The organism is Ruegeria sp. SAZA006 (genome assembly GCF_059613465.1).
Genome location: NZ_JBXWSO010000004.1, coordinates 227,862 through 252,011 on the forward strand (window position 1 = coordinate 227,862; position 24,150 = coordinate 252,011).

Annotated in this window: 19 protein-coding genes and 1 tRNA gene; 9 read left to right on the top strand and 11 right to left on the bottom strand. The window is 60.8% G+C overall.

The annotated features are described in order from the left end of the window. Positions 1-23: 23 nt before the first annotated feature. Genes AC2FNZ_RS03795 through AC2FNZ_RS03805 form a run of 3 tightly spaced genes read right to left on the bottom strand, consistent with a single transcriptional unit; the run spans position 24 to position 2,922 of the window. Positions 24-740, bottom strand: coding sequence for a maleate cis-trans isomerase family protein (locus AC2FNZ_RS03795; protein ID WP_496839577.1), 717 nt, complete (start codon positions 738-740; stop codon positions 24-26). After that, positions 737-1,882, bottom strand: coding sequence for a M24 family metallopeptidase (locus AC2FNZ_RS03800; protein ID WP_496839578.1), 1,146 nt, complete (start codon positions 1,880-1,882; stop codon positions 737-739). Before AC2FNZ_RS03800 ends, AC2FNZ_RS03795 begins: the two co-directional genes overlap by 4 nt. Continuing rightward, a complete protein-coding gene (locus tag AC2FNZ_RS03805; RefSeq protein WP_496839579.1) occupies positions 1,879-2,922 on the bottom strand; it encodes a pyridoxal-phosphate dependent enzyme in 1,044 nt (347 codons plus the stop codon). Before AC2FNZ_RS03805 ends, AC2FNZ_RS03800 begins: the two co-directional genes overlap by 4 nt. A 237-nt stretch (positions 2,923-3,159) precedes the next feature. Between AC2FNZ_RS03805 and AC2FNZ_RS03810 the strand changes: the two genes are divergently transcribed. Then, positions 3,160-3,245, top strand: a tRNA-Leu gene (locus tag AC2FNZ_RS03810). 32 nt (positions 3,246-3,277) lie between these two features. Here AC2FNZ_RS03810 and AC2FNZ_RS03815 read toward each other — a convergent pair. Both AC2FNZ_RS03815 and AC2FNZ_RS03820 read right to left on the bottom strand, forming a co-directional pair. Next, the gene (locus tag AC2FNZ_RS03815; protein ID WP_496839580.1) at positions 3,278-3,775 is read right to left on the bottom strand and encodes a hypothetical protein; all 498 of its coding nucleotides are present in this window, start codon (positions 3,773-3,775) and stop codon (positions 3,278-3,280) included. After that, positions 3,768-4,520 (bottom strand): helix-turn-helix transcriptional regulator, encoded by a 753-nt coding sequence (locus AC2FNZ_RS03820; protein ID WP_496839581.1) that lies wholly within the window; start codon positions 4,518-4,520, stop codon positions 3,768-3,770. The genes AC2FNZ_RS03815 and AC2FNZ_RS03820 overlap by 8 nt, the downstream gene beginning before the upstream one ends. A gap of 603 nt (positions 4,521-5,123) precedes the next feature. Between AC2FNZ_RS03820 and AC2FNZ_RS03825 the strand changes: the two genes are divergently transcribed. From AC2FNZ_RS03825 to AC2FNZ_RS03850, 6 genes are all read left to right on the top strand, one after another. Then, complete coding sequence (locus AC2FNZ_RS03825; RefSeq protein ID WP_170587555.1) at positions 5,124-7,478, top strand: hypothetical protein; 2,355 nt, start codon at positions 5,124-5,126, stop codon at positions 7,476-7,478. A gap of 133 nt (positions 7,479-7,611) precedes the next feature. Then, a complete protein-coding gene (locus AC2FNZ_RS03830; RefSeq protein WP_496839582.1) occupies positions 7,612-9,567 on the top strand; it encodes a type I secretion protein in 1,956 nt (651 codons plus the stop codon). Between the two features lie 36 nt (positions 9,568-9,603). Further along, on the top strand, positions 9,604-11,895 hold the full coding sequence (locus AC2FNZ_RS03835; protein WP_496839583.1) for a type I secretion system permease/ATPase: 2,292 nt from the start codon (positions 9,604-9,606) through the stop codon (positions 11,893-11,895). Between the two features lie 12 nt (positions 11,896-11,907). Beyond that, positions 11,908-13,248: an HlyD family type I secretion periplasmic adaptor subunit gene (locus AC2FNZ_RS03840; protein WP_093962650.1), complete on the top strand. Its 1,341-nt coding sequence runs from the start codon at positions 11,908-11,910 to the stop codon at positions 13,246-13,248. Between the two features lie 74 nt (positions 13,249-13,322). Beyond that, positions 13,323-13,715 carry a rhodanese-like domain-containing protein gene (locus AC2FNZ_RS03845; RefSeq protein ID WP_093962649.1) on the top strand — a complete coding sequence of 131 codons (393 nt, stop codon included), beginning with the start codon at positions 13,323-13,325 and terminating at the stop codon, positions 13,713-13,715. A gap of 84 nt (positions 13,716-13,799) precedes the next feature. Continuing rightward, positions 13,800-13,979, top strand: coding sequence for a hypothetical protein (locus AC2FNZ_RS03850; RefSeq protein WP_496839584.1), 180 nt, complete (start codon positions 13,800-13,802; stop codon positions 13,977-13,979). 5 nt (positions 13,980-13,984) lie between these two features. Here AC2FNZ_RS03850 and AC2FNZ_RS03855 read toward each other — a convergent pair whose 3' ends face one another. Further along, on the bottom strand, positions 13,985-14,788 hold the full coding sequence (locus AC2FNZ_RS03855) for an alpha/beta fold hydrolase (protein ID WP_254438905.1): 804 nt from the start codon (positions 14,786-14,788) through the stop codon (positions 13,985-13,987). Between the two features lie 47 nt (positions 14,789-14,835). Between AC2FNZ_RS03855 and AC2FNZ_RS03860 the strand changes: the two genes are divergently transcribed. Next, positions 14,836-15,210, top strand: coding sequence for a hypothetical protein (locus AC2FNZ_RS03860; RefSeq protein ID WP_260063334.1), 375 nt, complete (start codon positions 14,836-14,838; stop codon positions 15,208-15,210). Positions 15,211-15,282: 72 nt separating this feature from the next. Here AC2FNZ_RS03860 and glyA read toward each other — a convergent pair whose 3' ends face one another. Further along, positions 15,283-16,578, bottom strand: a complete 1,296-nt coding sequence (gene glyA, locus AC2FNZ_RS03865) for a serine hydroxymethyltransferase (protein ID WP_170458431.1) — start codon at positions 16,576-16,578, stop codon at positions 15,283-15,285. 168 nt (positions 16,579-16,746) lie between these two features. Between glyA and AC2FNZ_RS03870 the strand changes: the two genes are divergently transcribed. Next, a complete protein-coding gene (locus AC2FNZ_RS03870; RefSeq protein ID WP_170363030.1) occupies positions 16,747-17,508 on the top strand; it encodes an NAD kinase in 762 nt (253 codons plus the stop codon). A gap of 263 nt (positions 17,509-17,771) precedes the next feature. Here the strand turns inward: AC2FNZ_RS03870 and AC2FNZ_RS03875 are convergent, their stop codons facing one another. From AC2FNZ_RS03875 to AC2FNZ_RS03890, 4 genes are all read right to left on the bottom strand, one after another. Beyond that, on the bottom strand, positions 17,772-19,211 hold the full coding sequence (locus AC2FNZ_RS03875; protein WP_496839585.1) for an amidase family protein: 1,440 nt from the start codon (positions 19,209-19,211) through the stop codon (positions 17,772-17,774). A 90-nt stretch (positions 19,212-19,301) separates the two neighbouring features. Then, positions 19,302-21,191, bottom strand: coding sequence for a propionate-CoA ligase PrpE (prpE, locus tag AC2FNZ_RS03880; protein ID WP_496839586.1), 1,890 nt, complete (start codon positions 21,189-21,191; stop codon positions 19,302-19,304). A gap of 228 nt (positions 21,192-21,419) precedes the next feature. Beyond that, positions 21,420-21,809 carry a GFA family protein gene (locus AC2FNZ_RS03885; RefSeq protein ID WP_496839587.1) on the bottom strand — a complete coding sequence of 130 codons (390 nt, stop codon included), beginning with the start codon at positions 21,807-21,809 and terminating at the stop codon, positions 21,420-21,422. 46 nt (positions 21,810-21,855) lie between these two features. Beyond that, positions 21,856-24,129, bottom strand: a complete 2,274-nt coding sequence (locus AC2FNZ_RS03890) for an NADP-dependent malic enzyme (RefSeq protein WP_496839588.1) — start codon at positions 24,127-24,129, stop codon at positions 21,856-21,858. Positions 24,130-24,150 lie beyond the last annotated feature (21 nt).

Genomic DNA, 24,150 nt, shown 5'->3' on the forward strand with positions numbered 1-24,150 from the left:
AACCAATCCCCATTGGGTGGGATTCAGGGATTTTGCGCAGTGTTGAGGCGCCGCATGTGCCACGCAAGGGCCTGATTGCTGGACAGGACCGGTTTGTCGATCTGTTCATGGATCTGCGGGATGGCATCCAACGTGCGAAGGTTGGTGCAGCTGAGAAAAACAGCTTCGACCGCTCTGTCCGAACCCAGTCTTACCGCAGCGTCAACGATGGATTGCGTCGAAATCCGGACGACCTTGGATTCTTCGGAAATCCCAAAGGTGCCGAACACATCCATCAGGACCCCTTGATCGGCGAAGGCCGCGCGAAGCGCCGTGTTGACCTGCTCCACATACGGGGACAGCAGTGCAAAGCGTGACACACCCAGTTCGCGCGCCTGAGCAACCGCAGCGCGCAGCGGGTTGGTCACCGATTGCACGTCACAAGTCTGCTTTACCAGTTCTTCGACCTTTTCCGACCCGATGACCGAGCTTGCCGAGGTGCAGGCGTAACCCACAACCCGGAAGGGGCGCGCCTTGGGCAGTAAATCTGCCGCCGCTGGAAGCGCATGTTTCATGCGGGTCAACGTCTTGGTCGTGACCTGCGGGTCGCTGGTTATGCGCGAGACATAAATGGGTGCAGGGTCGCCGGAAAAAAGCCTGCGGAAATCGCCTTCGATCGTCTCGTCTGTCTGCAGAACGATCAGGCCAAGCGGAGATATGCCAGGGTCATCCGTGTCCAGAGAAAATGGCAGTGTTGTCATAGCTCGGGAATCTCCCGTCCTGCCTTGGGGCTCAGGAACCGCGGCGCGCTTTCGGTGACCAGCAGGTTTTCCTCGTGGACAAGTATTTTGCTACCGACCTCAATACCTGGCTCCAGCGTCAACACCATTCCAGGTTTCAGAACTGTGTGATCCGTTGGGATGAGCGAAGGCCACTCGGTCAATGACATGCCCAATCCGTGGCCCAAGCGCCCGGCTTCGGTCCCGCCGCCGCCACGGGACAGGACCGAGTTCATCGCGTGATACAGGTCCGAGGCCGTCGCGCCCGGTCTGGCCTGCTCGAACGCAGCCTCGGTCGCATCGATCAGCGCGTGGTGCGCCGCGCACACGGCGGGACTGGCCGGGCCGACGGACCAGTTGCGGTCGAAATCGCAAAAATACCCATCCCAGACCAGCCCGGTATCCAACATAAGCACGTCGCCCGGCTTCAACGGTCGTTGGGTTGCTGGTGAGATTACGTCGCCATATCCGCCCTGGTCGGCCGCGCCGGCAAGATAAGGCACCCAATCGGCGCCTTGGTCGAGACACAACATCTGGAATCGCCGAAAAACCTGATCCAGAGGATCACCTGCCGCTGCAATCTCAGGAACCCGCTCAAAAGCTTCCCCTGCGATCCGGCACGCGGTTTGGATCTTTTTGATTTCGGCTTGAGATTTGACCATGCGCAGGTCGCGCAGAATGCCAAGGTCGCCGGTGATCCTGCGGCGGTCGATTTCGGATTTCAGACGCCCGAAATCTGCAAGCGGCATCCGCAGGTGCGTTTCATGCCCGTCGGGGCATCCGATCAAGCCGCCGTCCGGAACGAGTTCGCGTAGGGTTTCGGCCAGCAACGATACTCCGTCGTCTGCCAGATCCGGGGCGGTCCAAGTGCGGATGTCTTCGATCCAGGTCTGCGCCATCAAGGCCGCTCCAATCGACGGGATCACGGCGACAGGTTTACCGGTCGCAGGAACGACAAGGAACCAGGGGCGCGTCGGGCTTTCCCAGAACCGGGTCAGAAAGCCGCTGAAATACCGGACGTCGGGCTCGGTCGTCAGCAGCAGGGCGTCCAGTCCATGCTCTTGCATGAGATCCTGCGCACGCGAAGTTCTGTCCTCGAATTCGGCTTGTTCGAACCCTCTCATGAGGCTTGCTCGGTCACGACGCACAAAACGCGGTCCTGTGGTCCGATTTTGAGCAAGTTGCGGCTATCGGCATCCAGAACGGCAGCCAGTCCGGCCCCGCCTGACGCAGTCGTTTCGAACCCGGCCTCTGCCATGACTGGAAGCTGAGCGGCCACGGTGTCATCGTCCAGCGTCAGAAACAGATCGGCATCCCGCGCCAGTCCATTCAGCGCAATCAGCGATGGCTCCTTGCAATCCAGCCGTCCCATGATGCTGTCCGGACCGTCTGCAAAGACCGGCGCGCCGGCTTGGATGCTGGCCATCAGCGCCGGGGCTGCGGCCGGTTCGACCACGACGATCCTGGGGTCGTCTCCCCAAGCCTTTCGGAAACATGCGGCAACGGCGCCCGCCATGCCTCCCACTCCGGCCTGCAGCAGGATCAATGTCGGAGGTTCGGGACATTGATCAACCGCCTCGACGGCCATTTGAACGTACCCCTCCATCAAGAGATGGGGCAGGTCATAATACCCTTCCCAAGAGCTGTCTGACAGAAGCGTCCAGTCGTTGTCGTTCGCCGCGCGGCTTGCGGCGTTCATGCTTGCGGCGTAATCGACGCCTTCGCGCACCACTCGCGCACCTTGCGCCGCAAGGCGCTGCGCAAAGCTTTCGGGCACGGTTTCAGAAATGAACACCACGGCATTCGCACCAAAAACGCGCGCACCCGCAGCCATGCTGAGGCCGTGGTTCCCGGCGCTGGCCGTAACATAAGTGCGGCCGGCAAGGGATGTGTTGTCGGGTGTCTCGGTGGCTTCGCTCGCTTGGCAGGCGATGACATAGGCCGCGCCCAATGCCTTGAACGACCCGAGATTCATCCGCGTCCGTTCATCTTTGATCCAAAGGCGGGAAACGGGCGCCAAACCCGGCGCTTCGGCCAGTGGTGTCACGCCGGAGGCCGGGCACAGAGACAGAAGCTGTGCCAACCGGTTCGAGTTGGTTGAGGGGAAAGGTGCCTGAGAAAATAGTTTGCCTTTGCCCCGATGCGGGTTGGTGACGGTCTTCATCGCGGCCTCCCTCAACGATCCGGCAGACGTCATAGAAATGCAGTCGATCTGTCAAGGCAAAGGGGCGGAATGCGAGAATTGCGCGCGTCTTGTTCCCTGGGGAAAGTGGCTGCTTGCACTGAACCGCACGGCGTTGATCAGGCTGGCGAATTAACCGCTTGCGGTCTTTGCAATCGGAATGGGTGCGTGTAAGTGTTCGGCACGTGATCCGTTGCCGGTGCACCAGACCGGCCGGATGCGGGCGTGATGGAATGGTAGACATATCGGACTTAAAATCCGAAGGCCCTAGCGCCGTGTGGGTTCGAGTCCCACCGCCCGCACCAAACACAATGGTCGGCTTGGCCGAGGGCGATCGTCAGACCGGATAACCCAGCTTGGAGATCAGCCGCCAGATGTCCTGGTTCGCCGCCGACAGCTGCGCTACGACATCCTCGATTTCCTGCATCGCCTGTTCGTCGACCGTATCTTCGCGCCCCAGCTTGATGTCGGTTTTTCGATCGGCAATGCGCATCAGGATCGTCTTGGGGTTCCCGGTTTCCTGGTCGAAGGAATAGATGCAATGGTTGAACTTGTTGCGGATGCCCGACAGGCGGCTGAGCCGCTGCGTGTGCTCAAGGATCGGATCACGAACCGAGGCCGGCCTTCCGTCCATCTTTGCCAGACGCTCGACCAGATCAATTCGGGCGCGGGTCGTGTTCAGGGTGAGGAAAGTGATGACGGCTACGTCTTTGCTGGTCCCCGAGAGGCCGGCAATCAGATGTATCAGCAGGCTTTCGGTGTTCGTCCAGACATAGTTCAGGCGGCCGACCAAAAGGATCAACCGATCGAACCTGGCTTCGAAGTCGTCAGTCAACCGAAGTTCGGTGCGCGTCTTGCGCCGCCGCCTCAAAGAAGAAATGCGCCGCTGCCGTTCTGTTGCTGACACCGATCTTGCCCGACACGTTGTGCATGTGCAGCTTGACCGTGTGTTCGGTGATACCCAACTGGGCAGCGATAGCCTTGTTGCTTTTTCCTTCGGAGACAAGCTGCAGAACCTGCTTCTCGCGCCTGGTCAGTTTAGACAACAGAGGGCCAGCCGCAGGGGATTTCGGAGTTTCCCGGGCTGCAGTTGGGGTTTTCGCGCACGGCTTCAATGCAACGCAATTGGCTACAAATCCCGGCAGGTACAACTCTTCATGCATCAGCAGCCGCAGGATCGCGCGCCATGCGTCCGGGGCGACGTTCATCGGAAGATACCCGATTGGTCCGTACCGGGATCGGTCCCATCGCTCGAAAACGAAACGGGCTGCGTCCTCTTTGCGGTATGCGAAGGCAAGGCATCCCGGCATGGACGATCGAACATAATCGGAAGGATGGGCCAGCAGATCCTCCATCATGATCTGATCCACGACAACAATCTTGCCGGAACCCTCAGCATTGCTCGCCTCGGACAAGAATGCCGCGAGGGATTCAAACCGATGGGCTGCCACGCCGAATTCGTGCTGAACGCTTCGCAGGGTTTGGTTGGAGTAGAAGAGCTCTTTCCCAACAAAAACAATCATGAAATCTTCACTTTTGTCGATCGTGTTGGAACTGTTACTTAATTCAGAAATGCTCATTTTTGCGCCCCCCTAAATACCCCAGATTACGTCCTGAATTGGCCGTTATTGGCCGGGGTGAAACTGAATAAAAACAATTAAAAATATGTATTGAGTATACCAGAAAGTTCAGTTTTCGACAACTGTACGGCTTTGAGAATCACCAGATTTTAGAACTTTCGATTAAGGCCGTTTGACGGTCGGACCGCTTAAATATCTGGATTCAAAGAACTTAAATTCACCAGCCTTTGTCGCTGGCCAATTCGGCTCCGAACTCGGCCATGAAATGCGTGTTCGAGTAATACATCAAGCAAATCATCCTTTTAGTGATGTTAATACTTTCTGCCAGCTAGGCAGGCCGAACGGCATCTGTACCCTGTGTCGTGCTTCAATTTGCGAAGTGTACTTGTACCTGGCGTGTCTGCGGCCCGCGTATTTTCGCGTGATTTTGAGCAGTCACGGAATCGGCTTGGCCGAGAAAGGGGGGTGACAACACATCATTCGAAAGACAAGGCCGCAGACATGCGCAGTTTCGCGAATGGATGCTCAATAATATTTTCAACCGCGCCGAATATCGCTTTGTAGATGAATGGCGGTCTGGCGCTTCAAAAATGGAAGATTGTTATGCGACGCAATGTGAACAATACCAATGTCACGACCGTTGACGAAGTTAATGTTGAAAATCTCGAAGCTCCGATCTCGGTGGAAATCCCCGTTGAAGAAGCAAATATCGAGGCCGAACTGACCGCGCAGCAACAGCAGCAGGGTCAGGAAGTTCAAAACGCTGCAAACAACGAAGACGAACAGAACCAGGCTCAGGCTCAGGCGACTGAAGTTGCGAACGAGCAGGGCCAGGGTCAGGACCAGGGTCAGGCGCAGCAGCAGGGCCAACAGCAAGGTCAGCAGCAGTCGAACGTAAATGGCGGCGATGACAGCAACAGCATCGCAAACTCGATCAACATCGATTTCGGTGAAGGCGAGTGGATCCCGCGCGACGATGACCAGGTCGATCTGGATATCGGTGACTCGGCATCCATCGGTGATGTCATCACGGCCGGAAACGACGTGAATTATGATCCCGGCGATGATCTGAACCTGTCCATCTCGATGAATGGTGACGGCAACGACATGTCGTCGATCAACAACCAGTTGGCCAGCCTGAGTGACGATGACACGCTGGATTCGCCCAGCCTGTCGAATGACGGCTCGTTCTATCAGAACGGCAGCGCGACGGGCGGTTCGGCCTATGCCGAAGAAGGCATCGGTTCCTCCTCCGGCGGCGGTAACTCGGGTTCCGGCGGAACCAGCTACGGCGGTGCAGCAAGCGGCGAGACCAATGGCAGCCACGCATTCGCGCTGGGCGGCCACACCGGCAATGCCGGCGCGGCTTCGCAAGGCGGCAACGGTGCGGCTTCGGGCGGCGCCAACAACACGAGCCTGGGTCTTGGTCTGTCGGGCGCCGAAGCCAGTGGCGAAAGCACGGCTGGCAATGGCGGCAACGCCAACAGCACCTCCAGCGCCAACAACACCGGCAGTTCGAATGCCAACGGCCAGGGAACTGGCGGTGAAGGCGGTAATGCCGGCTCGATCGGTCTTGGCCTTGGTCTGGGACTGTCCGGCGCCAACTCGGAAGGCAATGCCAACGGTGGTGAAAACGCGACCGGTTCGATCGGCGCGGGCCTTGGCCTGGCCGGAAACGAGTCGGGTGCGAACGGCGCCAATGGTGGCAACGGCGAGTCATCGAACTCGGGTTCTGCATCGAACAATAGCACCGGTACGACCGAAGCGAATGAAGCGACGGCCGGAAGCAACACGGGTGCGGGCATGGCTGGCAGCGGCGCGCAAAGTGGCGCCAATGGCACCGGCGGGCCTGGTTCCGGTGGCACGGGTTCCGGCGGCTCGGGCTCGGGTGGTGAAGGTGCTGGCGGCGAAGGCTCTGGTGGCGAGGGATCCGGCGGATTCTCGGCCATGGTCGAAGCAGCCATCGCGGCGCTGAACCAGGAAATCGCGGATGGTGGTCCGGCCTTGAATGCGGCTGATACCGACGCTGCGACCGGCGGCGGCGGAACCACGGGCAACAACCCGGGTACCGGCGGAGCGGGCACCGGTGGTGCCGGAACCGGCGGCGCAGGAACCGGCGGTGCCGGAACCGGTGGCGCAGGGTCCGGCGGAGCGGGCACGGGCGGCAGCTCGGCAGCCAACTCTGGCGCACAGGGCGTCGGCGATCTGGCCGCAAGCGGTCCGAATATCAGTCAGTCGCCCGGTGACGTGAACGGTGCGGCCAGCAACCCGCAGACGTCGACCGGAACCGGCGGAGCCGGCGGTTCGAACGCGGCCAATGGCGCGGCAAATGGAACCGGTTCGGGTTCGTCCAGTGCAGAAGGCGCTGGCGGAGCCGGTGGGACCACGACGCCAACGTCCACCTCGTCCGGTAACGGTGCGGGTTCTGCGGATGCGGTCAACACGGCAGGTACCGGTGGTGCGGCAGAAGTCTTTGCTGACGCTGACACAAACGGTTCCGCCGACAGCCTGGCCGAAGCCATCGCGGGATACGGCGGCGCGTCGTACACCGACAACGATGCCACCTCGACCGGATCCGGCAGTGCGACTGGCGCGGCCAGCTCGGGAGCCGGTGGTGCAGGCGGTGCGTCTGCGGCCAATGGCGGTACCAGCGGCTACGCCATGGGTAGCGCCATGTCCGGCGATACCACGGGTGGCGCAGTCACCGGTGGCAGCGCGGCCGGTGCCTATTCGGGTGACGGCGGAGCCGGCGGCAATGGCGGCACCTGGGGTTCCAACAATGGTGGCGACGGTATCGTCACTGGTGAATCCTACGCGTCGGCAGCAGCAGTGGTCGATACCTCGGCCTTCAACCAGACAATCGTCATGGGCGCCAACGTGCTTGGCAACTCGGTCGATACCACGATGGTTGGCGGTTCGATGAGTTCGACCTACGCGAGCGACGACACCGAGGCATAATGCCTGACCCCGGAGGCCGCGATTTCGGCCTCCGGTCTTTGATGAAAACACCGGGGCCGTGCTTCATGGCCTCGGTCCAACTTAACCCAGACCCGGAAATTTTCTGCCGGAAAGGGTGACAGGGATAGTCCAGATGTCACTTGACAGCATTACGGAAACGATCGCCCATTTTATCGGTACTTTTCAGCTCACGATGGAACAGGCCATCCTGCGGCAGCAATACGAGGAGTTTACGGCGCTCCGACGGCTGGCCGAAGTTGAAGGCCTGGAGGATCCGATCAGGATTGTCGTCAAGGCCGATCTGGATCTGAAGCCCAAGGACTACGATCCGCTTCCCTACCGTTTCCCCGAACCGCCCGCGGACCCGCAGTTGCCGCTGCCACCAGTCGGCCCGATGCTCGAGTCGAGCATCCAGATCGGTGACCCGTTGGCGCCGGGCGGATTTGTTCCGCAGTCCGAATTGCCGATCTCGGTCGGGCCGCAATTCTTGATGCTGCAGCCTCAGGTCGTCAGCGACCTGATAGGTTCTGCCGTCACTTACACATTCCAGACATTGGTCCTGCGCGACAATGATACCGTCGGCGCGGGCGACTTCCGCGATGCGGCGATGCTGACAGCACAGGCCGAGGCCGCGTTGGACGTGGCGCACTCGCTTCATGCGATGGCGGTGCCTTCACTGGCGATACCGGACTACATGACGCCAGAATACCTGGATACGCTGGTCGAACAGATAACGACACCGATGAATGGATCGGTCCAAGGTGTCACGGTTCACCAATTCCAGGGTGAAGACGCGGAAGGCATCATCGTCAACGGTCAACACGTGTCGGAGGCTCCGGTCTGGAGTGATCTTCTGCCGGCCTACCACCAGCCGGAGGAGGCTGAGGAAAATCTGGTGTCACAGTCCTATCCGGCCGAGTGGAACCAGTCCGAAGGGCCGGAGTCGCACGAGGGTCATTCCGTTGTCACCGGCGGCAATCTTGCGATCAACGAAGTCGCGCTGAACGTCGGTTGGGTGGACGCCCCCTTCATCGCCGTGGGTGGACAAGCAATCAGCCTGACGATGATCAGCCAGGTCGCGCTGGTATCAGATGTTGATGTCGGAAACACCGGCAGCGGTGCGGGCACCAACGTTGTTCAATCCGCCCAGATTGAAACCGAGGCGAATCCTGCGCCCTGGCTTGCCGGAACTTCGGCTGTCGCTGGTGGGGCCGGGCAGCCGTCCTTTTTGACCGTCGACTGGATCCATGGCGATCTGGTGGTTGCCAACTTCCTCAAGCAGGTCATCAACGCCACCGATATCGACCATATCCAGACCGAGATTTCCGCATCTTCGACCATGTATGCGATGGGTGGCAATCAGATGGTCAACGTGGCCGATATTGTTCAACTCGGCAGTTACTATGACCTGATCATGATCGGCGGCGACATGATCTCGGTCGACATGTTGTTCCAGACGCTCGTCCTGATGGATGATGACGTGGTGTCAGGCGGCCTAGCCGGACCTGCCGGAGGTGCGAACGAAAACCTGCTGATGAACCAGGCTTCGGTGATGACCAACGGCTTGGACCTGCAGGAGGCGCTTGAGGAGAACATGGCCGAGGCCATGGCTCTGAATGAAATGAACATGGCCGCGCTCGAGGACGCATTGCTGAACGATCCGATGTTCGCGGGTATGGAGCAGATGCGCGTTCTGAAGATCGACGGAAACCTGTTGCAGGTGAATATTCTTGAGCAGGTCACGATGCTTGCCGATCAGGATGACGTTTTCCTGTCCGGTCCGCACGGTGCCAGTACCGAAGTCGTGTCCGGCAGCAACGCGATGCTGAATGCGGCCAACATCAACAAGCTGGGTGTGGACTCCGTGGTCATGGCCGGGCAGGGCGCATATTCCGAGCTTTTGCTGCACCAGGCCAGTCTCATCGACTTGCCCGAGAATGAGATCAGCCCGGAATTTGCCAATGAAGCCATCGCAATCCTGATGGAGGAGGCAATGATCGCCGGGCAAGCAGTCAGCGGCCCGACCTCTCCTGTCCTGACCCCCGAAGACTTGGACGCCAATGTAGGAATGCAATCCATCCTGACCTGATTTTCCCTTTTTTACGAGTGACCGGAAGGTTTGTTTATGTCGATCGTTTTTTCGTCGCGCCGCACCCGATACGCCAGCCCGCTGGACCGGTCGGGAAGCGGGCAGCCTCTGACTTTGCGACCCAGCGACATGGTGTCTGGCTCGTCATTTGCAACGGAACGGCTGACCGCACGGCTAAGGCTGACCAAGGAGATGCGCGTGCCCGTGACCGAGCAGAGCCAGAACAAGGCATCGCAGGAGGGCCCGGCGACAGCGCAGAAGGAGCAAGAGGTTGCTCGTATTGATGCGGCTCCGGCACCGGAAGCCCAGGACGAAACCGATCAGAAAATAATAGACGACAGCACACTGGAAACAACATTCAGCGCCGCTTCTCCCCGACGGCGCGAAACGCCGGAGACCGTCGCCGTGGAAGGGCGTGCGGGTGACGGCGAAGGGGTGGCCAATGCCGAGGACTCGGAACCGCAAACCGTCGAAAGCCCGACCGCGCGCATGACCCCCTCGTCCCGGTCGGGTGGGACGGATCGCATGGGCACCACTATCGAGGCCGAAGCGAACAAGCCGCTGCTGCGCACTGGTTCAGGCGATGGCGGCGGCAAAGGGCCACCCCAAACTTTTCACAAACGCACGCCGCCCGAAGACTTTCAACGCACCCTTCGGACCTCGATGCGAGCGATATGGCGAAACCTTGCCTTTGTTCTGGTTCTGACCTGCGCGACCAATCTGCTGATCCTGGCGATCCCGATCTACCTGTTCCAGATCAGTGACCGGGTGTTGACCAGCCGTTCTCTGGACACTCTGATCATGCTGACGGCGATCGTGGCCGGGGCAATCATCTTTCAATCTGCTTTCGATGCGGTGCGGCGCTTCATGTTGATGCGCACCGGGGTCGAAGTGGCGGCGCGACTGGGTGCTCCGACCCTCAGTGCCGCGGCGCATGCCTCGTTGCACGGGACGGGACGCGAGTATCAGACGCTGGGCGATCTGCAGCAAATCCGCGGCTTTCTCGTTTCAAGCACCCTTCTGTCCTTTTTGGATGTTCCTTTTGCGCCGTTGTTCATCCTTATGATTTTCCTGGTCCACCCCGAGTTGGGGATGATCGTGGTGGTGACGGCCGTGATCCTGATGGTTATCGCGCTGATCAATCAGCGGATGACGGCCAAACCGTTTGCCGAGGCCAACATGGCCCAGTCTCTGGCCAACCAGCATCTGGATTCGATGTCGCGGAACAGCCAGATCATCAACGCACTTGCAATGATCCCCGAGGCGGTTCGGATCTGGGGACGCGACACCGCAAATTCCCTGACCTGGCAGGTTCGGGCACAGGACAGAAACGTGGTGTTCGCGGCGATCTCGCGCACCGTGCGCCTGCTTACGCAGGTCGGCATTCTGGGATGGGGGGCCTTTTTGGCACTGCAAGGCGAAATCACGGGCGGCATGGTTATCGCGGCCTCTATCATCGCCGGGCGGGCTTTTGCGCCAATCGAAGGGTCAATTGAGGGCTGGAATACATTCCTTCTGACCCGCGGAGCCTACAGCCGCATCAAGGCATTGCTGTCCAACTCGGCGCTTCAGTATGAGAAGCTGCGCTTGCCCCGCCCCGAGGGCCGAGTGGATGTTGAACGCCTTCTGTTTGTACCCGGGGGCACGAAACGCGTGGTTCTCAACGGCATCAGTTTTTCGCTCAACCCAGGCGAGACGCTGGCGATCATCGGCAACTCGGGCGCGGGCAAGACCACGCTGGGCAAAACGCTGGTAGGATCGATTCTGCCGACTTCGGGCAGCGTGCGGCTCGACCTGATGGATATCCGAAACTGGGATCCACGCCAGTTCGGCGAAAGCATCGGGTACCTGCCGCAGGACGTTCAGCTGTTTCCGGGTACGATCAAGGACAACATCGGCCGAATGCGCGCCGATGCGACCGATGAGCAAATTCATGATGCTGCCGTCCTGGCTGACGTGCACAACATGATCGCCACCTTGCCACAAGGCTATGAAACGGTGGTCACTGCCGATGGCTCGCCCCTGTCTGGCGGTCAGAAACAAAGGATCGCGCTGGCCCGCGCCTTCTTTGGCAATCCGCGGATGGTGGTACTGGACGAGCCGAACTCGAACCTGGATGTCGCGGGCGACAAGGCTCTTGCCCGGGCGATCGAGCAGGCGAGGGAAAACAAGATTACTGTGGTTGTGATCACTCAGAAACCAACGCTTTTGAACGTGGTGGACAAGATCATGCTGCTGACGGACGGGCGGGTCGCCCTGTTCGGTCAGCGTGAGCAGGTGCTGCAGCAACTGAACGGGCCGCGCCAGCAGCCCGAGTTGAAAGGGTAGACGGGGGTAAAGATGAACGAGTTGGTACAAGTAGACGATCCCGCCCTTTGGTACGCCGAGGTTCCGAGATCGATAACCAAGTTCATAGTCGTGGGCACCGTTTTGCTGGTAGCCTGTTTCGGCGGGTTCGGCCTGTGGTCGTTTCAGGCGCCGCTCGCGGCCGCAGTGATTGCACAAGGCAGCTTTGTCGCCACCGGGCGCAACAAGATCGTTCAGCATCTTGAAGGAGGCATCATCGAACAGATCCTGGTCACCGAAGGCCAGACCGTTCAGGAGGGTCAGGTCTTGATGACACTGGACCAGACCTCGGCCGAGGCAAATGAGCGTGAATTGTTTATCCGCAAGATCCGCCTTCAGGCGATGGTCGAACGCTTGCTGGCCGAATACGCCGAAAAGGACACTCTGGAGTTCTCACCCGCCTTGATCGAGGCGTCCGACGACGTGGAGGTTATGACCATTCTCGACAATCAGCGCCTCAGTTTTGAAGTCTCGCGCAAAACGCTGCTGAATGACATTGCCCTCCTCGAACGCAATATCGAGGCGCTGAAGATCAGAGCCAGCGGCTTCGAGGCGCAATTGGAAAGCATGGAGCGCCGCAAGGCGATCCTTCAGGAAGAATACGAAACCAAGAACTCGTTGTTCGAAAAAGGGCTTGTCCGAAAGGGTGAGTTGAACACCATCCGACGGGTCCAGGCCGAAGCGGACGGGCAATTGGCCCGACTGGCGGCCGAGGCCTCGGAAACCAGCCAGATGCTGCTGAAATACGAAGAGCAGATCACCCGGACCCGGTCGGCCTATCGCGAAGCGGCACTGGACGAATTGGGTGTGATCGAGGCGGATCTGGAAAGCGTGCGGGAAAAATCGCGCCAGGCCAGCAGTGTTCTTGCCCGCGCGGTGGTGCGCGCCCCGGTTGATGGCACGGTCGTGCGACTGCACTATCACACGCCGGGCGGCGTCATCGAGACCGGCAAGCCGATTGCCGAAATCCTGCCAGCCGATGCCCCGCTGATCATTGAGGCCCAGATCCCGCGCACCGATATCGACAGCGTTGTAACCGGCCAGGCCGCGACCGTGCGGTTGGTGGCTCTAAATCAGCGCACGACACCGGTTCTGACGGGCGAAGTCTTCTACGTCTCGGCGGACGCGATTCTGGAAGAAGCCAGCGGAATACCGCAAGAGGTCTATCTGGCCCGGGTGTCGTTGAAGCCTGAAGAGATGGACCGGGTACGGGGCTTCATTCCGACCCCCGGTATGCCGGCCGAGATCATGATCCAGACCGAAGAACGCACCTTTGCCGCGTATATCGCCAAGCCGATCGTCGACAGCATGTCTCGGGCCTTTCGCGAGCAGTAGGCGCCAACTATTGCGCTTACAAATTCAAAGGGCCCCGTGCTAGCATTCGTGAAAATCCGGAAGGGACCGCACGAATGCCATTGACCGTTCAAGAGATGCTTGAGGCCGCGAATTCCGTTGTTCAACGTATCAGCGCCGCGCAAGCAAGAGAGTTATTGCAGCAGGGTGCGCTGCTACTGGATATTCGCGATGCGCCTGAACTGGAAAAGACCGGTCGCGCCGTTGGGTCTCACCATATCTCACGCGGTATGCTCGAGTTTCGTGCCGATCCTGCGCTGCAGTCGCATGACCCTGAGCTGCGCAAGGATCGCCCGATCATTCTGCATTGCGCCTCGGGAGGACGAGCGGCACTTGCGGGCAAGTTGCTCAAGGACATGGGGTATCAGCATGTCTACAACCTGGGTGGGTTCTCGGACTGGGTAAACGGCGGGGGCGACTATGTCGGCCCGGTTGATTCCGGGATGTAGGAACCCAGCCTGATCTGCATCAAAGCCGATTTTTTCCGCTTCGGCAATCTGAGCGTCAGACGCCATCAATAAGGACGACTGGCCATGATGAGACTTGCAGCGCTACTGTATTCCCTGATCGCGACCGCCCTCGCGGGGACGGCCGTTATCGCCGTGCTGACCGCGGGGATGGTTTCGGCCCTGGCCATCGTGGGCGCCGCAGCCGTCGGAGCGGTCGCGGCTTTACCCGCATCCTGGCTGGTCGCCAAGCGCCTGTACCAATAGAGAGCTTAGGCGGCGTTCAGAAATGTCCGGACGGCAGCTTCGAACTCACGCGGTTTTTCGGCGTGCAGCCAATGGCCTGCGCCCGGAATCTTGGCGAAACGGGCGTTCGGGAACAAGGATTTGATGATTTCGCGGTGACTTGCCTGAACATAGTCCGACTCCGCACCGGCGAGAAACAGCGCCGGACCGTCCCAGTGCGAGGTAAAGTCAGGAAAACCCATGATATTCGGCATCTCTTTGGCTAATACGTCCAGATTCAGCCGCCAACGTTTGCCGGGAACGTCCAGCGACTGAGTGAAGAAGCTCTGCAACGCCTTCTCGACTCCGAGATCGGCCAGTTGCTGTTCCACGTCCGAGCGGCGCGCGACCTGTGTCATGTCCACAGCGCGCATGGCCTCGATATATGGCATTTGCGTATGGCTGTACCGAACCGGAGCAATGTCCGCCACGACCAGCCTGTGGACCATTTCGCCATGCTCGAGCGCCAATGTCATTGCCGACTTGCCACCCATCGAATGTCCGATCACGTCTGCCACGCCGCCCATGCTTTCGATGACCGCAGCCAAATCATCCGCCAATGCCGGATAATCGTGCCGGTCGTCCCAGAAGCTGTGGGCGTGGTTGCGCATGTCGACCGCCACCACCTGACGTTCATCTGATAGCCGACGCGCGATCACCCCCCAGTTTCGGGCCGATCCGTATAGCCCATGGGCAATCAACAGCGGTGTGCGGGACGTCGGTTCGCCATGTGTGATCGTGTTCAGCATGTCTTTCTGATAGCCTCCGGCGCCCCGGACAACCAGCCCCATTGTGACCGCCTGCGCAGACCGTTAGATTGCCCCGTCAGGAGGGGCGCATGGCTCAGGAAACAGAAATTCAGACCCAGATCGCGCAGACGATATTTCTGTTGCGCAAAAAACTGGGCGCAAAGGGCAAGACCCTGGCCGAGTCGGTGCGCCGTGCCAAGCGCCGCTTGCCGCGCAAGGTCTACAAACAGGCAATGGAACTGGCCCGTGCCGAGCCGTTGGTCGAGCATCCCAAGCTCCGGCTGACCCTGGATTCGCCGACCCTGGAAAAGGCGGCGAGGGATGTTCAGTCGCATCTGCGCGCCATCAATCTGGCGGATCGCCGCTGGGGTTGGTTTCTGGGCATGCTCGGGGGGCTGGCCTTCAATATTCTGGCCTTGGCCGCGCTGTTCCTGGTCGTGCTTTGGTGGCGCGGTCTGATCTGATTTGGGCATCTGCCGGCAATGAAAAATGGCGCCCGCTAAAGGCGCCATTTTGTTGTTTCTGACCTTGTGTCGTCAGAGGTTCGGGTAGATCGGGAATTTTGCGCACAGATCTGCGACCTGCGCTTTGACCCGCGCCTCGACCTCGCCGTTGTTGTCTTCGCCATTGGCGGCCAGCCCATCGACCACTTCGATGATCCAGTCGGCGATTTGACGAAACTCGGGTTCGCCGAAGCCGCGGGTCGTACCGGCGGGCGAGCCCAGACGGATGCCGCTGGTCACGGTCGGCTTTTCAGGATCGAACGGCACGCCGTTCTTGTTGCAGGTGATGTGCGCACGACCCAGCGCCTTTTCGGTCGCGTTGCCCTTGACGCCTTTGGGGCGCAGGTCGACCAGAACCACATGGGTATCGGTGCCGTGGGTCACCGTGTCCAGGCCGCCCTTGATCAGCTGATCCGACAACGCCTGAGCGTTGACGACGACCTGTTTGATGTAGTCCTTGAACGAAGGCTGCAGCGCCTCGCCAAATGCCACGGCCTTTGCCGCGATCACATGCATCAGTGGGCCACCCTGGATGCCCGGGAAGATGGCCGAGTTCACCTTCTTGGCGATCGTTTCGTCGTTGGTCAGGATCATGCCACCACGCGGGCCGCGCAGGGTTTTGTGTGTGGTGGTCGTGGCCACATGCGCGTGCGGGAAGGGGCTGGGATGCTCGCCCGCGGCGACCAGACCGGCGAAATGCGCCATGTCCACGTGCAGATAGGCGCCCACCATGTCGGCGATCTCGCGCATGCGGGCAAAGTCGATCTGGCGCGGAATGGCAGAGCCGCCGGCGATGATCAGCTTGGGCTGGTGTTCTTTGGCAAGCGCCTCGACCTGATCGTAGTCCAGCATGTTGTCCTGCTTGCGCACGCCGTACTGAACCGCATTGAACCACTTGCCCGACTGGTTGGGCTTGGCGCCATGGGTCAGGTGGCCGCCGGCATCCAGGCTCATGCCCAGAATGGTGTCGCCGGGCTGCAGCAGCGCCTGGAACACGCCCTGGTTGGCTTGTGATCCCGAATTCGGCTGCACGTTGGCGAATTCGCAACCGAACAGTTGCTTGGCACGGTCGATGGCCAGGTTCTCGGCGATGTCGACGAACTGGCAGCCGCCATAGTAACGCCGCCCGGGATAACCTTCGGCGTATTTGTTGGTCATGACCGAGCCCTGCGCCTCCATGACGGCTGCGCTGACGATGTTTTCCGAAGCGATCAGCTCGATCTCGTCGCGCTGACGTCCCAGTTCGGACGTGATTGCCCCGAAAAGTTCAGGGTCACGATCCGCGAGGGACTGGGTGAAGAAACCGGTATCACGAAGGTTGGCGTTCATGGGCGCTCCGCATGGCTGAGGTTGGTTTGGCGGATTTCCTATAGGAAACGGCTCGGGTGAGGAAGTCTGTAAAGCGACGAAATGGCCCGCTGCGGCGTCACGTCTGGCCTAATGGGGAAAGGTATGTTTGTTTCGGAACCAAATGCGTAGCACCGGAAACCGGAAAACATGACAAAGAGAATCGCTTTTCTCGCCAGCGACGTGGATGTCGCGCAGTCGGCCCGCAACAAACTGGTTGCACGCTATGGCAATGCGGCCCCCCGAGATGCGGATGTCATCGTGGCGCTGGGCGGCGACGGGTTCATGTTGCGGACGCTGCACAACACGCAGCATCTGGATGTGCCGGTCTACGGCATGAATCGCGGGACCATCGGGTTTCTGATGAACGAGTTCCACGAAGCCGATCTGATGGAGCGTCTGAAAGCCGCCGAAGAAGAAGTCATCAACCCCTTGACGATGAAGGCCATGGACCAGTCGGGACAGGTGCACGAAGCCCTTGCGATTAACGAGGTTTCGTTGTTGCGCGCCGGTCCGCAAGCCGCGCGTCTGAAGATCAGCGTGAATGGTCGGGTGCGATTGGCCGAGCTGGTCTGTGACGGGGCGCTATTGTCCACGCCCGCCGGGTCGACCGCCTACAACTATTCGGCACATGGCCCGATTCTGCCCATTGGGTCGGACGTTCTGGCGCTGACGGCCATTGCGGCCTTTCGTCCTCGGCGGTGGCGCGGTGCGTTGCTGCCCAGCACGGCGCACGTGCGCTTTGACGTGCTTGAAGCCGACAAGCGCCCGGTGATGGCGGACGCTGATTCCATATCCTTTCCGGATATTGATTGGGTCGAGATTCGGTCGGAACCCAAGATCCGTCACAGGATCCTGTTTGACCCCGGGCATGGCCTGGAAGAGCGTCTAACGATTGAACAATTTACATAAATTCCCAGTATTCTCGGGCTTATGTGAAGCAGTTCACAGGAAGCCGACTACCTCTCGGCTATGCTGATCCTGCCCGGAGAACACGCCGCGGTGGGAGTGAGTGGCCACCAAATGGTGTTTTCGGATGATTGCGCAGTTTTCGCGCTGGCGAGGGTGGGTGGTGCTACGCTCGTCATCACAATCCGGGCATATTTTAGCACGTGGACCCCGGGCGCTCAGTCCCGGGGTCAATTATTTTGGGGCATTTGAAAGCGGTTGGTGTTTCAGCCCGTGCTTGCCAGATCGGCCCACAGGTGATCAGTCATACGACCAACCCGGGCTTCAATCGCGACGGCTGCGTCCACGGCAAGGTCCTCGCGCCAGCGCTGCGCTGCGATCTGAACGTTGATTGGCTGGCGCCCGCTCGGCAATTCGGCCAAACGCGCCGGAACGCAGGCGGCGGGCAGGCCCAGAAAGTTCATGGCATAGGAATAGACTGCACAGCCCAGCACTTCGTGCACACCTTCCGAGCCTTCTGTGTCGCGGTCGGGTCTGAAAAAGGGCTGCGGCAGGAAAGGAGACAGCACCAGCGGATAGTCCTCCATGAACAGGGACCATTCCCGCGCATGGTGGCTGCGCTGCGCCAGCGCCCGGATCAGGTCCGGTCCGGTGATCGGTGGGAATTCCTGAAAGTAGGTGGCAAAGATGCGTTGGATGGTCTCAGAACCGGCCGCCTCGACATCGGCTTTCATCAGGGTCAGCACTTCGCCCATCAGTGCGCGATAGCCAAGCCGTCCACATTCGAACACGTTCGGAGGGTCGATCTCGTCAACGATGTACCCAGCATCAACCAGTGCATCACGGGCCGTGTCCAGCGCCTTGTCGACCTCGGGGTGGAGATCGTAGCCGAAAGTGTTCTTGGTGAAAGCCACCCGCGGCTGCTGGTCAGCTTCGGCCATGCGCCATGGCAGCGGAACATGAAACGGATCGCGCGGATCCGGCGCGATCAGGCTAGGCATGGCCAGGTGCAGGTCCGCCGCGCTGCGGGTGATCAATCCTTGCACCGACATGGATTGCGCCAGCAGTCCACGTTCGGCGGTTTGGCTGGGGTTCCACGCGGGAACGCGTCCCAGGCCCGGCTTCACGGTCACCGCGCCGTTGGCAGCCGCCGGAAACCGCAGGCTACCGCCGATATCGTTGCCATGCGCCAGGGCACCCATGCCGGTCATCACAGCCACGCCGGCCCCGCCCGAGGAGCCCCCGGGAGAAATATGTCGGCCCCAGGGGTTGTGCGTGCGTCCGTAAAGCGGGTTGTCGGTGTCGGCGCGGAATGAAAACTCGGGCGTGTTGGTCCGGCCGATCACCACCGCGCCGGCCTTTAGCAGGTTCGACACAACGGGCGCATCGCCGGGGGCAATCACATCTTTCAGCGCGGCGACGCCGTTGGTCGTGGCATGGCCTTTCTGGTCGACATTCACTTTGATCGTGACGGGAACGCCGTGCAGCGGGCCGGTCGGTTCGCCGCGCGCCCGCTGGGCATCGAGGGCGCGGGCGCGCTCCTGCGCCTCGGTGCTGAGGTCTTCGACGATGGCATTCAGCGCAGGGTTCAGCGCGTGCATCCGGTCGATTGCGCTTTGGACGGCTTCGGTCGCGCTCAATTCGCCGGAGCGGGTCAGTTTTGCGAGTTCTGCGGCGCTCAGGCGCCAGATGTCGTCATTTGCCATGTGCCCTCCGTCAAGGGCACAGTAGGCGGTCTGCCAATGGTTGCAACCCTGCAGGGCAGGGCGAGCGGCCCAGGGCCGCCCGATGCCCGGTTACTGGGCGTAACCGATTGATTTCAGGGCTTCGGTGATCTCGTCCAGAATGGCCGGGTCGTCGATCGTGGCTGGCATTTTGTAGTCTTTGCCATCGGCGATCGACACCATCGTTCCACGCAGGATCTTGCCAGACCGTGTCTTTGGCAGCCGATCCACTACGACGGCCAGCTTGAATGCTGCTACGGGCCCGATTTTGTCGCGCACCATCTGCACGACCTCTTTCGCGATCTCGGCATGGTCACGATTGCAACCCGCGTTCAGGCACAGGAAGCCAACCGGGGCCTGACCCTTCAACTGGTCCGATACACCGATGACTGCGCATTCGGCCACATCGGGATGGGCGGCCAGAACCTCCTCCATCGCGCCGGTAGACAGGCGGTGGCCGGCCACGTTGATCACGTCATCTGTGCGGGCCATGATGTAGAGGTACCCGTCCTCGTCGATCATCCCGGCATCGCCGGTTTCATAATAGCCCGGGAAATGCTCGAGATAGGATTTCTTGAACCGCTCCTCGGCATTCCACAGGGTCGGCAGCGTCCCCGGGGGCAGTGGCAGCTTGACCGCGATCGCGCCCAGTTCGCCCGGTTTCATCGGGTGACCGCCTTCGTCCAGGATCTGAACGTCATATCCGGGCATCGGCTTGGCGGGCGAGCCCAGCTTGATCGGCAGTTCCTCGATTCCCAGCGGGTTGCCGGCGATGGTCCAGCCGGTTTCGGTCTGCCACCAGTGGTCGACGACCGGAACCTTCAGCGCGTCCTGTGCCCAAGTGATCGTGTCCGGGTCGGCGCGTTCACCGGCCAGGAACAGGGCCTTGAGGCAGGACAGATCGTATTTCGCCAGCATTTCGCCCTTGGGGTCCTCGCGCTTGACCGCGCGGATCGCCGTTGGGGCGGTGAAAAAGCTTTTGACCTTGTGCTCGGATATCACCCGCCAGAAGGTGCCCGCGTCGGGGGTGCCGACGGGTTTGCCCTCGAACACGATGGTGGTGTTGCCGTGGATCAGCGGACCATAGCAGATGTAGGAATGCCCCACGACCCAGCCCACGTCCGAGGCCGCCCAGAACACGTCGCCGGGATCGACGTTGTAGATGTTCTTCATCGTCCAGTTCAGCGCCACAAGGTGCCCGGCCGTGGGTCGCACGACGCCTTTGGGCGCGCCCGTGGTGCCCGAGGTGTAGAGGATATAGGCCGGATCGTTGCCGTCGACCGGGACACACTCGGCCGGCTCAACGCCGTACTGGAAGCCGTGCCAGTTGAAGTCGCGCCCCTCGACCAGCTTGGCCACTTCCTGTTCGCGCTGGAAGATTACGCAGAAATCGGGCTTGTGTTCGGCCATGTCGATGGCACCGTCCAGCAGCGGCTTGTAATGCACCACGCGACCGGGCTCCAACCCGCAGGACGCCGCGATGATCGCCTTGGGCTTGGCGTCGTCGATCCGCACCGCCAGTTCGTTGCTGGCAAACCCGCCAAAGACCACCGAATGCACCGCACCCAGCCGCGCGCAGGCCAGCATCGCCTCGAGCGCCTCTGGGATCATCGGCATGTAGATGATGACGCGGTCGCCCTTTTCGATGCCCTTGGCGCGCAGCGCGCCGGCCAGGGTCGCCACGCGATTGCGCAGCTCCATATACGAGATTTCGCGCTTGGTGTGGGTGATCGGGCTGTCATAGATGATGGCGGTTTGCTCGCCTCGGCCGTTTTCAACGTGGCGGTCCACCGCGTTCCAGCAAGTGTTCACCTTGGCATCACAGAACCATTCATAGAGAGGGGCGTTGTCGTCAAACAGGGCCTTGCTTGGCGGTTGGAACCAGTCGATCCCCTTGGCCGCGTCCATCCAGAAAGCCTCTGGGTCTTTTTGCCAGCTCTCGTAAACGTCCTGGTATGCCATGGGTCCTCCTCCCAAAAATTGCTCGCATTGTGTTAGGCGCGGACGGCTGACCGAGCAAGCGGCGCGCGTGACGGCGCGTCAGTTTATCGCGAAATATTTGCAGAACCGCCCCATTTGTCTTGCAAAGTTTTGCAAATGATCCTTGTTTTCGCGCCTGGGCGGGAAATTTTTGCAGTACTTGCAAATTTGCGAAGCGTCTGGTGCAAAAGTGGCGTTGCCAGATTCGGATCAGGTCGCTGTTCCCGCATATCGGGGCAGACTGTCCTCGATGTTCAGCCAATGCAGATGCTCGGCGTGAAAAACGTGAAACCGGGGCACGGCATCCTCGGGGTTGTCCAACGTGGCGGTATAGAGGTGAATGTTCACCCGATCGCGGGCATTGCGGTATGCCATCGGCGTGCCGCAGGTCCCGCAGAACAGGCGTTCGACATCCTTAGACGAGTTGTACACGTGCGGCGCATCCCCCGACCACGTCACCGAACCGTGGGGCAGCCCGATGAACGCGGTGACCGGGGCGGCGCAGTTGCGCCTGCAATCCGCGCAGTGGCAGTAACAGCTCCAGGCGATCTCGGCATCGCTGGCCCATCGCACGGCGCCGCAGTGGCAGTGACCATTCATGATGACCTCCCTCGGCAGGGCGGCCAGACCGGTCGGGCCGCCGTGTTCAACCGTAATGCGCGACCGGCGTTCCGGCAATTGCCGCCATGTTCAGCAGCCCGCGCGCCGTGATCGAGGGTGTCACGATATGCGCCTTGTTGCCCATGCCCATCAGGATGGGGCCGACCTCGATGCCGTCGGCCTTCATCTTCAGAATGTTGCGCACACCGCTGGCCGCGTCCGCATGGGCAAAGATCAGAACGTTGGCCGCCCCCTCCAGGCGGGAATTGGGGAAAATCCGCTCGCGCAGTTCGGGGTCCAGGGCCACGTCCAGGTTCATTTCGCCTTCATAGATAAAATCTCGGGGCTTGCTGTCCAAAATGGCAATCGCTTCGCGCAGGCGTTTGCCGGACCCCTCGGCCTGGTTGCCGAATTGCGATTGCGAGCAGAACGCGATTTTCGGCTCCAGCCCGAACCGCCGCACATGCCGCGCGGCGCCCACGGTGATCTCAGCCAGTTCTTCCGGGCTGGGCAATTGCCGGACATGAGTGTCGGCGATGAACAGCGGGCCGTCTTCAAGGATCATGAGGGACAATGCGCCATGCGGGCGCAGGTCGCCGTCATTCAGCACCTGCTCGACATAGTTCAGGTGCCACCGATACTCGCCGAAGGTGCCGCAGATCATGCTGTCGGCTTCGCCCCTGTGTACCATGATTGCACCAATCGCAGTGGAATTGGTCCGCATGATCGCCTTGGCCAGATCAGGCGTTACCCCCCGGCGCTGCATGATCTGGTGGTACGAGTTCCAGTAGTCATAGTACCGCGGGTCGTTTTCCGGGTTTACGATCTGGAAGTCCTGCCCAGGGCGGACCGACAGGCCCAGACGTTCGCTGCGCGCCTCGATCACCTCGGGACGGCCGATCAGGATCGGGGTTTCGGTGGTTTCCTCAAGAATCGCCTGAGCGGCGCGCAGCACGCGCTCGTCTTCGCCCTCGGCAAAAACGATGCGGCGCGATGCAGCGGAGGCGGCCTCGAAGACGGGGCGCATCAGGAGGGCGGACTTGAAGACCGTCTGGTTCAGCTTTTCCTTGTAGGCTTCGATGTCCTCGATGGGGCGTCTGGCCACGCCGCTTTCCATTGCGGCCCGGGCCACGGCCGAGGATACCACGCCCACCAGTCGCGGATCGAACGGTTTTGGGATCAGGTAGTCGGGGCCAAAGGTCAGCTGTTCGCCCTTGTAGGCGGCTGCGGCCTCGGCGCTGGTGGTGGCGCGGGCCATTTCGGCGATGCCTTCAACGCAGGCGATCTGCATGGCATCGTTGATCTCGGTCGCGCCCACGTCCAGCGCACCGCGGAAGATGAACGGGAAACACAGAACGTTGTTTACCTGGTTCGGGAAATCGCTGCGCCCGGTGGCGATGATGGCGTCGGGGGCCACTTCGCGCGCGGCGTCGGGCAAGATCTCCGGGGTCGGGTTCGCCAGGGCAAAGATGATCGGTTGTTTGGCCATGCGCGCGACCATCTCGGGCTTGAGCACGTTCGGCCCGCTGAGGCCCAGAAACAGGTCGGCGCCGTCGATCACCTGATCCAGCGTGCGCAGGTCGGTTTTCTGGGCGAATTGGTCCTTGTGCGGGTTCATGTCCTCGGCCCGGCCTTCATAGACCAGCCCGTGAATGTCGCACAGCCAGATGTTCTCGCGCTTGACGCCCAGCTTGACCAGCATGTTCAAGCAGGCGATCCCCGCCGCGCCGCCGCCGGTGGACACGACCTTGATGTCCTCGAACCGCTTGCCGGCTACGTGCAGCGCGTTGCGCGCAGCAGCCCCCACCACGATGGCGGTGCCGTGCTGGTCGTCGTGGAAAACCGGGATGTTCATCCGCTCGCGGCACAGTTTCTCGACGACAAAGCAGTCGGGCGCTTTGATGTCTTCGAGGTTGATCGCGCCGAAGGTGGGCTCCAGCGCGCAGACGATATCGGCCAGCTTCTCGGGGTCGGGTTCGTTCAGCTCGATGTCGAAACAGTCGATGCCAGCGAATTTCTTGAACAGAACGGCCTTGCCCTCCATTACCGGCTTGGAGGCCAGCGCGCCGATATTGCCCAACCCCAGCACCGCGGTGCCATTCGAAACCACCGCCACCAGATTGCCGCGCGCGGTATACATCTCGGCGGTCGCCGGGTCGTTTTTGATTTCCAGGCTGGCCTCGGCCACGCCGGGCGAATATGCGCGCGCAAGGTCGCGCCCGTTGGCCATGGGTTTGGTCGCCTTGATCTCCAGTTTCCCAGGCTTTGGATGCGCGTGGTAATCAAGTGCGGCCTGGCGCAGGCTGGGTGTGTCGGACATGTCAAAACTTCCCGTTTGGAA